12 protein-coding genes are annotated in these 12571 nt (G+C 68.3%); 6 read left to right on the forward strand and 6 right to left on the reverse strand.

Features of this window, described 5'->3' with window-relative positions:
* Nucleotides 1-172: 172 nt before the first annotated feature.
* The 4 genes from GORHZ_RS00760 to GORHZ_RS00775 form a co-directional block, all read right to left on the reverse strand.
* The gene (locus GORHZ_RS00760) at nt 173-1051 is read right to left on the reverse strand and encodes a helix-turn-helix domain-containing protein (RefSeq protein WP_051998712.1); all 879 of its coding nucleotides are present in this window, start codon (nt 1049-1051) and stop codon (nt 173-175) included.
* Between the two features lie 12 nt (nt 1052-1063).
* Nucleotides 1064-2023 (reverse strand): helix-turn-helix domain-containing protein, encoded by a 960-nt coding sequence (locus tag GORHZ_RS00765; protein ID WP_006329400.1) that lies wholly within the window; start codon nt 2021-2023, stop codon nt 1064-1066.
* A 108-nt stretch (nt 2024-2131) separates the two neighbouring features.
* Nucleotides 2132-3088 (reverse strand): AraC-like ligand-binding domain-containing protein, encoded by a 957-nt coding sequence (locus GORHZ_RS00770; protein WP_006329402.1) that lies wholly within the window; start codon nt 3086-3088, stop codon nt 2132-2134.
* Between the two features lie 2 nt (nt 3089-3090).
* A complete protein-coding gene (locus GORHZ_RS00775) occupies nt 3091-3903 on the reverse strand; it encodes an alpha/beta hydrolase (protein WP_006329404.1) in 813 nt (270 codons plus the stop codon).
* 190 nt (nt 3904-4093) lie between these two features.
* Between GORHZ_RS00775 and GORHZ_RS00780 the strand changes: the two genes are divergently transcribed.
* The 6 genes from GORHZ_RS00780 to GORHZ_RS00805 all read left to right on the forward strand — a co-directional run bounded on the left by GORHZ_RS00780 (nt 4094) and on the right by GORHZ_RS00805 (nt 10429).
* On the forward strand, nt 4094-5311 hold the full coding sequence (locus tag GORHZ_RS00780) for a sensor histidine kinase (RefSeq protein WP_006329407.1): 1218 nt from the start codon (nt 4094-4096) through the stop codon (nt 5309-5311).
* Nucleotides 5312-5337: 26 nt separating this feature from the next.
* Nucleotides 5338-6150, forward strand: coding sequence for a LytR/AlgR family response regulator transcription factor (locus tag GORHZ_RS00785; protein ID WP_006329410.1), 813 nt, complete (start codon nt 5338-5340; stop codon nt 6148-6150).
* A gap of 12 nt (nt 6151-6162) precedes the next feature.
* The gene (locus GORHZ_RS00790; protein WP_006329411.1) at nt 6163-6534 is read left to right on the forward strand and encodes a hypothetical protein; all 372 of its coding nucleotides are present in this window, start codon (nt 6163-6165) and stop codon (nt 6532-6534) included.
* Nucleotides 6535-6540: 6 nt separating this feature from the next.
* Nucleotides 6541-8283, forward strand: coding sequence for a sodium/solute symporter (locus GORHZ_RS00795; RefSeq protein ID WP_006329412.1), 1743 nt, complete (start codon nt 6541-6543; stop codon nt 8281-8283).
* Between the two features lie 146 nt (nt 8284-8429).
* Nucleotides 8430-8789: a DUF485 domain-containing protein gene (locus GORHZ_RS00800; protein ID WP_006329413.1), complete on the forward strand. Its 360-nt coding sequence runs from the start codon at nt 8430-8432 to the stop codon at nt 8787-8789.
* Nucleotides 8786-10429: a monocarboxylic acid transporter gene (locus GORHZ_RS00805; RefSeq protein ID WP_006329415.1), complete on the forward strand. Its 1644-nt coding sequence runs from the start codon at nt 8786-8788 to the stop codon at nt 10427-10429. The genes GORHZ_RS00800 and GORHZ_RS00805 overlap by 4 nt, the downstream gene beginning before the upstream one ends.
* Before the next feature lie 93 nt (nt 10430-10522).
* Here the strand turns inward: GORHZ_RS00805 and GORHZ_RS00810 are convergent, their stop codons facing one another.
* Together GORHZ_RS00810 and GORHZ_RS00815 are read right to left on the reverse strand one after the other, a co-directional pair.
* Nucleotides 10523-11956, reverse strand: coding sequence for an amidase (locus GORHZ_RS00810; RefSeq protein ID WP_006329416.1), 1434 nt, complete (start codon nt 11954-11956; stop codon nt 10523-10525).
* Nucleotides 11957-11965: 9 nt separating this feature from the next.
* Nucleotides 11966-12571 (reverse strand): TetR-like C-terminal domain-containing protein, encoded by a 606-nt coding sequence (locus GORHZ_RS00815; protein ID WP_083877152.1) that lies wholly within the window; start codon nt 12569-12571, stop codon nt 11966-11968.

Here is a 12571-nt window from a genome sequence, read left to right on the forward strand (position 1 = left end):
AGGCCGTGGACGAGGACGATGGTGTCAGGTGTGGTGGTCATGGCGGTCTCCGATCGGTCGGTGCGGAGAAGGGTCTACGACCCACCCACCCTACGATCCGCGGTGCGCTCCGATCTGGTTGTGGGCGCACGGTTCTGTGCTCACAGTGTCGCCGGACCGGCTCCACCAGGGATCACGGTCCGGCGTTGTCGCGTCTCCATTGCGACGGCGAGACACCGAAAGCGGCTCGGAACCGTTTGGTGAAGTGCGTGGGGTCGGCGAATCCATGTGCCCGCGCGACCGCGGGGACGGTGAGATGGCGCCGGGTGATCAACGCGTCGCGCGCACGCTCGAGACGCCGGCGGATGATGTAGTTGCTCAATCTCCCTTCCTCGCTCGGCCACTCCGCGTACAGCTTTCGCACGGAGATGTTGTGATCGGCGGCGATGGTGTCCGCGCAGAGGTTCCGATCGGTGAGGTGTTCGGAGATGTAGAGCTTCACCCGGACGAGGAGTTCGGCCGCCGACGACTGCTCGCGGGTTTGCGCAGACGTGAGCAACAGTGATCGCAGCATGTCAACGGTCGGCGAGGCGAGGTCGGGCAGGATGTCCGGGTGCCGTGCGCCGATGCGGCCGAGGTGCACGAGGTGGTTGCGGACGAACGGCACCAGGGGGTTGGTGTCGCGCAGTTCGTCGATGCCGCGGTGGATCGTCTCGTCCGGAAGCGTCAGCCAGGAACACGGAAGATCCAGCACGACAATGGTTCCGGTACCGAATGCGCGGAAGTCGAACAGCAGCGACGGATCTGCGACGACGAGTGCACCGGCATCGGCGGCCCGCATGTGGGTTCCATGGCGAAGTGTCCACCGGTCGTCGTCGGGTACCACCACGACAAGTCTCTGCGCGGTCGGCGTACCCGGTGGCCGCCGCTTGTTGGTTGCCGCCAGCCCGTGATGGCGCACGTGGGTCAACCACATGTCGTCGCCCATCGACCACTCGCGCCAGGCCGGCGCACCTTCCGGATGTCCGTTGGACGCCGAGATGCTGATCAGGTCGGCGATATGTCTGACCATGGGCGCCACGGATCACTCGACCGGGTCGAGGGCGAGGTGTCGCCACGCGCGCGGAGTCATGCCGAACGCCTCACGAAACCGCCGGCTTACGTGCGAGGCGTTGGTCAGTCCCCACTGTCGCGAGATCTGTGCCACCGACCGATGCCGGTATTCGGGACGGGCCAACGCGTCCCGAATACCGTCCAGACGGTTCGCGAGGATCCACTGTTCGAGACTGAAATTCGCGTCCGCGCAGAGCGCGAACAGCTTTCGCACTGAAATGTCGTGTGCGGCAGCGATCATCGCCGGCGACAGGTCCGGGTCGCCGAGATGACGGCGGACGTATCCGCGAACACGGGGTAACAGCACGTCCGACATCGCGGCTCGGCCATAGTCGAGGTCGTAGGCCGACGCCAGCAGCGCCCGGGCCAAGTCGATCGCGGCCGCACCCACGGTCTCCGCTGCGATGGGATCCGCCGCGACGTGATCACCCAGGTCGGTCATCTGATCGATGTGCGCGCGCAGCAATGGGTAGAGCGGACTCGCCGCCAGGCGCGTCGATGCGACCCGGGTGACCTCCGTCGGGAGATCCAGCTCCTCCAACGGCACATACAACGCACGCGAGCTGCCACGTCCAGGCCAGGCGTAGACGTACGGCGAGTTCATGTCGTTGACCATGAGGTCACGGGGTGCCACCAGGCGCTGCTCGCCGTACATCTGGTGGCGTGCCGTGCTGCGCTCCTGCACCGCGATCGCCAGGACGTCAGCGGGACTCGACCGCACCTGTCGAGCCGACCTCGACAGGTGCACCCCGGTCATCTGTGCGCGAAAGATGCTCGCCCGTCCGTAGGAGAACACCTCGATGAACGAGTCGGGCGTCCTCGGCTCGTCGAGTTCGACGGTCGTCGGCCAGGACTGTTCGAGAAATGCCGCTCGGGTAACCTCCTCGCGGTCACCCTCCGCCACGTCGGCGGATCGGTACACGATCGCCATGTCTCTCCCCACACGGATCAGTCGCACGTCGAAACAGCCCTGTGACCTGCAAGGATATCGCGTACTGCGCAACCGCGCTGCTCGCCCGCACCAGGGGGTGCCCCGTGGTCACCACTCATCCCGCAGTGCCCACCAGTCTCGCGGGTCGAGTCCATACGACATCGAGAATGCCGCGGCGAACGAGCCGAGATCAGGGAATCCGTGCGCACGCGCGAACGCCGGATCGGGGCGCGTCGGCGAGTCGGCCAGTGCGGCACGCGCGAGGGACAGGCGCCGGGCCTCGATCCAACGGAGCAGGTCCACCCCCGCTTCCATGGTGGTCCGGAGCAGGTCGGGCTCCGACACCCCGACACCTGCGGCGATGGCCCCGACCGTCAGGTCGGGGTCGATGAGGTGGGAGGCCAGGAAGTGATCCACCCGTCGCACCAGAAGAGCAGGGTCCGGCGCCGCACCTTCTTCGTCTTCTTCGTCCCGGGCTCTCGTGGTCGTCAGTAGTGAACGGACGAGAGTGACCGACGACGCGCCGAGCGATCGCGCCGCGCCTGCGGGCACCTCGGCGTCGCGACCGATACAGAGGTCGTCGATATGCCGCCGCACGATCGGGTAGAGCGGACTCGCGTCGATATGAATGGCGGCGGATCGGATCTGTTCATGCGAGAGCCCGAGCGTCTCGGCGGGGACATGCAGACATCGTGACCGTCCCCATCCCCGCCATCCGAAGTCGTAGGGAGCGTCGAGGTCGACGATCATGATGTCGCCGGCCCGGACCACCCGCTGGTGCCCGAACTGTTCGAAGCGGCCGACACCGAATGTCTGGACTGCGACGCCGACCGTCCCGGCGGGACCGGTCCGTACGTCGCGGGCGGTTCGCCGGAGCCTGTTCCCGGTCATCGAGGCGCAGAACAGGCCGGCGTCGCCGAGGTCCCACGCCTCCATCACTGCGACCACGTCTGGCGAGTCGTCGAACGACACGGTCGACGGCGCGGACTGCTCCTGGAGAACGGTCCGGGCCACGTCGACGCGGTCGCCCGGCGGATGGTCGAGGCTGTCGAAGACGACCGCCATCGTCAGCGCTGCACGGCGGTCGCCGCCGCCAGCACAATGGCGGTCACGTCGGCGGGACGCGAGACGAGCGATGCATGCGAGGCGTCGACCGCAGCGGTCCGGCCGGGAGCGGCCCGAGAAGACATGAAACGCTGCAACGCCGGCGGGATGACCCGGTCCTGCGTTGAGATCAGGTACCAGCTGGGCACCGTCGCCCAGGACGGCGCACCGGACGGTTCGAGGTTCGCCACGAGTGCCGCGGACTTCTGATGGGCGAACATGTCGGCCGCCACCGCAGGTGAGACGTCCTGGGCGAAGATGTCGCGGAAGTACGGGCGGGCGATGTAGCCGTCGATGTTGCGGCCACCGATGCCGGTGGGGTCGTTCTCGACCAGCTTCAACTGCAGCGCCGGCGGCAGCAGACGACTGCCCGGATAGGTGATCGGGTTCAGCAGCCCCTGGACGAACTCGCCGCTCGCCGGGGCGAACGCGGCGATGTAGACATTCGCCCGGACGTCGGGATCGTGGGTGTTGGTGATGACGAATCCACCGTAGGAGTGACCGACCAGGACGATCGGTCCGGAGATGGTCGCGAGCTGTTTCTCGAGCTGTCCGGAATCGTATGCCGGTGACCGGAGCGGATTGTCGAAGGTCTGCACCGGGTAGCCCTCGGAGCGGAGGTTCGCGGCCACGTCCCGCCACCCCGAGGAATCGGCGAACGCCCCGTGGACGAGCACGATGGTGGGCTTCGGGCCCTGCGCGGTCGCCGGACCCGCCGACAGGCCCAACAGCAGCGCCACCAGCGAGAGTACGAGCGCCCCACGGACGACCACCATTCGCGGACAGGATGAGAGAACCGACATGGGTGGGCCTTTCTCGAGACCGGACGCAATCACGGTAGGACGCAGCCGACACGGGGATCTGGCTCTGACCGCAGAGATCTGTGCTCTGCGTGCAGCAGCTCCGAACCGGCGGTGCGCGCAGGTTCTCATCCCACGGCACATACGGGGATGGGATCGTGGAGCCATGTCAGGTCAGTTGGCGGTGGTCCTCGCGGTCACGATCATGGCGATGGTCGCGGTCGCGCTGGCGGTCGTGTTGCGCACCCGCCGGGTCGTCGCCACCCCGAGCGAGTTGGCCGTTCACTTCGCACTGCAGACCGCGGCACAGGCGGCGCGATCGCTACGGTCGGGGCTGTCGGCGGCGTCTGCCCGCGACGCGCTCCCGCATCTGCGCGCGCTGACCGAGGGGCAGGCGGTCGCACTCTACGACGAGCGCGGCACGCTGCTGGCACACGAGCCCGCCGACGACCCGCTGTGGGACGACGATCTCGTCGACGCCGCGGCACGGGCCGCCGAGTCGGCCGAGGCCGAGCAACGCCGGGTGCTGGTGAACGACCCCTGCGGGGAGATGTCGCTGGTGCGCGCGGTCCTCGCCCAACCATTGATTGCCGGTGACACCGGTGTCGGCGTGCTCGTGGTGGCCACCACGCGCCGCCCCGGACCGGGCATGCTCGGTGCCGTCGCCGAGGTGGCTCGTTATGTCTCCAGCCAGATCGAACTGGCGGATCTCGAGACCTCCCGCGCCCGCCTGGACCGTGCGGAGGTCCTGGCACTGCGCGCCCAGATCAGCCCGCACTTCATCTACAACGCGCTCAACACGATCGCGTCGTTCGTCCGCACCGACCCCAATCGCGCCCGTGAACTGATCCTCGACTTCGCCGACTTCACCCGCTACTCCTTCCGCGCGGCCGGCGAATACACGCTGCTGGCCGACGAACTGCGCAATATCGACCGCTACCTCACACTCGAACGCGCCCGGTTCGGCACCGCCCTGAACGTCAAGCTGCAGGTGGCGCCGGAAGTCCTCAACGTCGTCGTGCCGTTCCTGGCCCTGCAGCCCCTCGTCGAGAACGCCGTGCGCCACGGCCTGGCCGCCAAGGGCGGCGGCACCATCACGATCATCGCCCGCGACGAGGGCACCGACTGCGTGATCACCGTCGAGGACGACGGGGTCGGCATGGACCCCGAACTGTTGCGGTCCGGCGACATCGACGCCCTGGGCCCCGACGACGACAAGCCCACCGGCGAATCGCACGGTGCCCGGGTGGGGTTGACGAATGTGGATCATCGGCTGCGCGCCGCCTTCGGCAACGACTACGGTCTAGTGGTCGAAACGGGGATCGGCGCAGGTACCCGGGTCGGTATGCGGGTGCCGAAGTTCCGCGCGGGGATCCGCGCCTGAGACCGTTGGTGGATGGAGGTTTGGCGATGTCGTTGGTCGTCCTCGCCGTCGACGACGAACCTCCGGCCCTCGACGAACTCGTCTACCTGCTCGGCCGCCAGCCCGACGTCGGCGAAGTACTGCAGGCCGGCGACGCCACGACGGCGCTGCGGGTGCTCAACGAACACCGCACGGACGCGATCTTCCTCGACATCAACATGCCGGGGCTGTCCGGTCTCGAACTCGCCGGGGTGCTGACCAACTACGCCGATCCCCCCGCCGTGGTGTTCGTGACCGCACACGACGACAAGGCCGTCGACGCCTTCGAGGTCGGCGCCGTCGACTATCTGCTCAAACCGCTGCGGGAGGAACGCCTGGCCCAGGCGCTGGCCCGTGTCATCGCCGCGCGGCAGAGCCCGGCCCGCACCGAGGAACCGGCTGCCCCGGCGACCCCGACAGCGCCGTCGGCCGACGAGGTGATCCCGGTCGAACTGTCCGGGGTCACCTCGCTGGTCCGACGCGACGACATCTCCTGGGTCGAGGCCGTCGGCGACTACGCGCGGCTGCACTCGGTCACCGGGTCCCATCTGGTGCGAATCCCGCTGTCCACATTGGCGGCCCGGTGGCAGGACCAGGGATTCCAGCGGGTACATCGGTCCTATCTGGTGGCCTTGGGGATGGTCACCGGGCTGCGCACGAGCGGGTCGTCGACGGTGGTGTGCGTTCGCGCGAACGGGGCGTCCGGAGCGGTGGAACTGCCGGTCAGCCGTCGTCAGATGCGCGAGTTGAAGGATCGGCTGATCCGGGATCCGATGCGGCAGTACCGGGGCGGAACCGAAGGCGGCGAATCCCATGGCTGAGCCGAGCATCCGATGACCGACCAGACCCCGCATCGCGAGCGCGTCGTGCTCGCCCGACGCCGCGGCGCGCGGATCGTGCGGACCCGCGTCGAGGTCGAGGAGCAGACCGAGGTCGGCGACGCACTCGTGCGCGGCCTCATGCGCGCCCAACTCGGACTGGCGTTGCGGCTGGCGATCCTCGTGTCCGCGGTCATCGTCGCGATCCCGTTGGTGGGCAGCCTGTTTCCGTGGCTCACCACCGTCATCGTGGCGGGCATCCGACTGAACTGGATCGTGTTGGCGATCCTGCTCTATCCGCTGCTCTACCTCACCGGACGGCTCTACGTCCGGTTCGCCGAACAGGCCGAACGCGATTTCGTCGGTGTGGTCGATGACGACACGTGACCGGTCGTGACCACCGACGTCGACACGCTCACCGCGGTGGCGCTGGCCCTCGCGGCGATCGCCACTGTCGCGGTCGGCGCCTACGGGGGGCGGCTGTCGCGCACGACGTCGGACTTCCTCGTCGCCTCCCGCAGCGTCGGCTCCCGCTGGAACGCGGCGGCGATCTCCGGAGAGTACCTCTCGGCCGCATCCTTTCTCGGCGTCGCCGGACTCGTCGCCAAATACGGCGCCGACGCGCTGTGGTATCCGGTCGGCTTCACGGCCGGATATCTGGGCCTGCTGATGTTCGTGGCCGCACCGCTGCGCCGCTCGGGGGCGTACACGGTCCCGGACTTCGCCGAGTTCCGTCTGGGATCGCCATCGGCGCGACTGGCCGCGATGACCGTCGTGGTGGTGGTGTGTGTGCTCTACCTGATCCCGCAGTTCCAGGGCGCCGGTCTGACCATGAACATTCTGCTGGGAGTACCGGTCTGGACCGGGGCGGTGGCGGTCGGGGCGATCGTCATCATCAACGTCGTCGGCGGCGGCATGCGGTCGATCACCTTCGTCCAGGCGTTCCAGTACTGGCTCAAACTCACCGCGATCGCCGTCCCGGCGCTGGCGCTGACGGTCGTGTTCTTCTCCGACCCCACCGGTCTGGGCCAACCCGCTCCGCCCCGGGTCTCCCACGCGACCGTCGTCGACATCACCACCGACGTCATCGTGACGGTCACCGAGACCGACGGGGTGACGGTGACCGGCGTCATCGACGGCGAACGCGTGTCGGCGGTGCCGATCGCCGTCGGATCGCATGAACTCGCCTCCGGCACCGTCATCCATCTCGACACGGGTGCGGCCACCCCTGTCGTCGAAGGCGCGCCGACGACGGGTTCGAACTGGATCGCCTCCGGCGGCGGCCTCGGCGGCACCCATCCGCTGTTCGAGGTGCTGTCGTTGATAATCGCGACGTTCCTGGGCGCCATGGGCCTGCCCCACGTGCTGGTGCGGTTTTACACCAACCCCGACGGCCGGTCGGCGCGGCGCACCGCGCTGGCGGTGATCGCGCTGCTGTCGCTGTTCTACCTGTTCCCGACACTGCTAGGGGTGTTCGCGCGCGTCTACGTGCCCCAGCTGTTGCTGACCGGTACGGCCGATGCGGCGGTGCTGCTTCTGCCGCACGCCGCCGTGGGCGGGATCCCCGGTCAAATGCTCGCCGCGCTGGTCGCCGCCGGCGCGATCGCGGCATTCCTGGCGACGTCGTCGGGCCTGCTGGTCAGTGTCGCCGGTGCGCTGTCCACCGACGTCCTGCGCGGACGCGTCCGTGACTTCCGCGTCGCCGCCCTCATCGGCGGGCTGATCGCGATCGCGCTCTCGCTGGCCGCCGGATCGCTGGAACTGTCACGCACCGTCGGGCTGGTGTTCGCAGTGGCCGCGTCGACCCTGTGCCCGCTGCTCGTACTGGGGATCTGGTGGCGAGGGCTGACCGCCCCGGGCGCGGTCGCGGGTCTCGCCGTCGGCGGTGTGACGTCCGGTCTGGCGACGAGCCTGGCGATCGCCGGTGTCGTCGACGACGACGTCTGGGGCGGATGGCCGGCCGAGATCATCGGGTATCCGGCCGCGGTCACCGTCCCACTGGCCTTCGCGACGATGATCGGGGTGAGCCTGGCCTCACGCCGCCACCTGCCCACCGATCTGGCCCGCACCTTCGCCCGGATGCATGTGCCCGAACGGCTCGGCATGGGCATCGAACGGCTACCCGGAGACCACTGACCGCTTACCGTTCGTCGGGCCAGATCGACCGCCCGGCGCACAGAAAACCGGCTTCACCGTGTGACCTGCGCCACCCCATTCTCCTGTGACGTGCACCTCAATACTCTTTCGGATCGAAAGCCATCACAGCCATCAGGGAGGTCCGCGTGTCCACCATCGAACATCCGCCGGGGCCGGTGTCGCACTCACCGACCGGGGAGCAATTCATCGCCATGCAGGCGAGTCCACAGTTCCAGGACCTCAAGCGCCGGCTGCGCCGCTTCGTGTTCCCGCTGACGGCGTTCTTCCTCATTTGGTACGCGCTGTACGTCCTGCTCGGCGCCTTCGCCACCGACTTCATGGCGACCAAGGTCTGGGGAGACATCAACATCGGCCTCATCCTGGGCCTGCTGCAGTTCGTGTCGACCTTCGTGATCACCGGACTCTACGTCCGCTTCGCCAACCGTGAACTGGACCCGCGCGCCGAGGCGATCCGCACCGAGATGGAAAGCGAGATTCCCGCATGAGCACCACCGTCGACACCCAGTTCCTGGCCGCCGCGGTCGGTAACCCGGTCGCCAACATCTCGATCTTCCTGGCCTTCGTCGCCGTGACCATGGTCGTGGTGATCAAGGCGAGCAAGAACAACACGTCTGCCGCCGACTTCTTCACCGGCGGCCGCGGCTTCTCCGGGCCGCAGAACGGCATCGCCATCGCCGGCGACTACCTGTCGGCAGCCAGCTTCCTCGGCATCGCCGGCGCCATCGCCGTCTACGGCTATGACGGCTTCCTGTACTCCATCGGCTTCCTCGTCGCCTGGCTGGTCGCCCTGCTGCTCGTGGCCGAACTGCTACGCAACACCGGCAAGTTCACCATGGCCGACGTCCTGAGCTTCCGGCTCCGCCAACGTCCGGTGCGTCTGGCGGCGGCCATCTCGACCCTCGCGGTGTCGCTGTTCTACCTGCTCGCGCAGATGGCCGGCGCCGGCGGTCTGGTCGCCCTGCTCCTCGACATCGAGGGACGTCTGGGCCAGTCGATCGTGATCGCCGTGGTCGGCGCCCTGATGATCGTCTACGTCCTCATCGGTGGCATGAAGGGCACCACCTGGGTGCAGATCATCAAGGCCGTCCTGCTCATCACGGGCGCCGCGGTCATGACCCTGATCGTGCTCGCCAAGTTCGGCTTCAACATGTCGTCGATCCTGGGCTCGGCACAGGACGCTATCAGCGGGTCGTCGAGCGAGAAGGTCGCCTCGCGTGACGTGCTGGCACCCGGCGCGAAGTACGGCGGCTCGCTCACCAGCCAGATCAACTTCCTCTCACTGGCCATCGCACTGGTGCTCGGCACCGCGGGCCTGCCGCACGTGCTGATGCGGTTCTACACCGTGCCGACGGCCAAGGAGGCACGCAAGTCGGTGGTCTGGGCGATCTCTCTGATCGGTGCGTTCTACCTGTTCACCCTGGTCCTGGGTTACGGCGCCGCCGCACTGGTCGGGCCGGACAAGATTCTCGGCGCGGCTGGTGGCGAGAACGCCGCGGCCCCGTTGGTGGCCTTCGAACTCGGCGGTGTGGTGCTGCTCGGCATCATCTCCGCGGTCGCGTTCGCCACGATCCTCGCCGTGGTCGCCGGTCTGGCCATCACCGCCTCGGCATCGTTCGCGCACGACATCTACGGCTCTGTCATCAAGCGCGGCCGCGCCAGCGAGGACGATCAGGTCCGCGTCTCGCGCTACACCGTGGTCGTGCTCGGTGTGCTGGGCATCGTGCTGGGCATCCTGGCCAACGGCCAGAACATCGCCTTCCTGGTGGCCCTGGCCTTCGCGATCGCCGCGGCGGCGAACCTGCCCACCATCCTGTACTCGCTGTACTGGAAGCGGTTCAACACCCGCGGCGCACTGTGGAGCATGTACGGCGGCCTGGGGTCGACGATCGTGCTGATCATCTTCTCGCCCGCGGTCTCCGGGGCCCCGAGCTCGATGATCCCCGGCTCGGACTTCGCTTACTTCCCGCTGGCCAACCCGGGCATCATCTCGATCCCGCTCGCGTTCGCCCTGGGCATCATCGGTACGCTCACCGCGCCGTCCGACCGCGGCACCCCGGAACGCAACGCCGAGATGGAGGTCCGCTCGCTGACCGGTGTGGGTGCGGAGAAGGCAGTGGTCCACTAGGTCACGCTTCCCGGCTGATCGATCGCCCGCTGGTCGAAACATCCCTGACGGATGTCTCGACCAGCGGGCTTTTTGCGTCGCTACGCCCCTCGGCTAGTCGACCTGCGGGGTGGATGCTCGGTCCTGGATACGCGCGAACGGCTGCGCCGCCTCGATCTCGAAGGCCAGCTCGAGCAGGGTGCGCTCGCGGCCGAGGTCGGCGGAGAAGTGGATGCCCAGCGGCAGTCCCTCGGAGGTCTGCGCCATCGGCAGGCTGATCGCGGGCAGGCCCGAGGTGTTGTTGGCCGGCGTGAACGCGACGTAGCGCAGCAGCCGTTGGAAGATCACATCGAAGTCGCCGGCGGGATCGAGGTAGCCGATCTTCGGGGTGGCGTGACCGAGGGTCGGCGACATGAGGACGTCGAACCGCTCGAAGACCCCGCGCACCCGGGCGGTCGCGCGCCGCAGCCCCAGCAGCGACGCCGGGGTACGCCAGAAGGCGCGCCGGTATTTTCGCGACAGCCCGAGGGTGAACGGGTCGAGGGCGTCGTGGTCGAAGCCGTCGCGGATCGCCCGCTTGCCGAGCCGGTCGACGGCGAACGCGAGCATGGCCCAGTATTCGATGAACTGCCGGGCGAAGGTGCCGTCCACCGGTAGCGGGATCTTCTCCACCTCGTGACCCAGCGAGGTGAGCAACGCGACGGCCCCGTCGACCGCGGTGGCCGTGTCGTCGTCGATCGGAACACCGGTCACCGTGTCGGTGAGGACAGCGCAGCGCAGTCGTCGACGACCCGGGCCCTCGACGAGACCGACCAGCGGCAGATTAGCCGGACGCCGATACTTTTCGGCGTCGGAGATGAAGTGTGCGGTGTCGCGGACCGTTCGGGTGAGCATCCCGTCGCAGATGATGTTGATCGGGAGGATCTTCCCGGTCGGTGAGGGTATGACCCGGCCGCGGGACGGTTTGAGACCCACCAGACCGCAGGCGGCCGCGGGGATGCGGATCGATCCGCCGCCGTCGTTGCCGTGCGCGATCGGCAGCGCCCCCGAGGCCACCAACGCGGCCGATCCACCCGACGACGCGCCACTGGAATAGTCGCTGTCCCAGGGGTTGCGGGTCGGGTCACGATCCACGAATTCGGTGCTCGCCGTCAGCCCGAACGCCGGCAGCGTCGACGCACCGACGATATTGACCCCCGTGGAGAGCAGCTGGTCGGTGAACGGTTCGTTGGCGGTGGCGGGCCGGGCGGGCACCGCCGCCGAGCCGGACTGCGTCGGCAGCCCCTCGAACAGGGTGTTGTTCTTGATGATCGACGGCACGCCGGCGAAGGACCCTGCGGGGAAGTCGCTGTCGAGGGCGCGGTCGCGGGCACGCTCACGGTCGTCGACGGCGATCGCATTCAGGTGCGGGTTCACCTTGTCGATCCGGCCCAGCGCGGCTTCGAGCGCCTCGGCGGCCGAGATCTCCCCGGACCTGATGGCGGCCGCGACCGCGACGCCGTCACCGTCGCCGAGCGCGTCGTCACAGAATGCGTGGACGTACTTCATGCGCCGAGACTAGCGTTTTCGGGCGCTCCGATCGGTCATGCGTATGACGTCGGCAGCCAGCGCTTCGGCGTACGCGTCGTCGAGGGCGAGGCCGAAGACGGCGTGGTGATACAGCGGCGCGATCACGTGATCGAGGATCTGACGGACCGACGGCGCATCCTGTCCTCGCGCAGCCGCACGGCCGACCATCACTTCGGCCTGCTCCCGGCGGATCTCCCAGCACGGACATTCCTCGACGACGTCGTTGCGGGCGACCACCATCGCGCGTAGGTATGCGCGCCGCTTCGGACGGCCGATGTCCGCGGCGATGATCCGGGACCACTCCGCGAGGTCGTCGACCAGTTCGCCGGTGTCGGGCAGCGGCTCCCCTTGGGTCAGCGCCGCGACGGCCACCTCCCCGAGCAGCGTCTCGATAGTGCCCCACCGACGATAGATGCTTGTCGGGTTCACGCCGGCGACCGCGGCGACCTCGGGGACCGTCATCGTGTCGCGCTGTCCGGAACCCACCAACTGCCCGACCGCCGCATACACGGCCGACTGCACCCGTGCGCTGCGGCCGCCCGGTCGCTTCGCGCCGGGGGAATGAACGCTCGCCGCTGCGGTTGAACCACTCAT

Source organism: Gordonia rhizosphera NBRC 16068, assembly GCF_000298195.1.
GTDB lineage: Bacteria > Actinomycetota > Actinomycetes > Mycobacteriales > Mycobacteriaceae > Gordonia > Gordonia rhizosphera.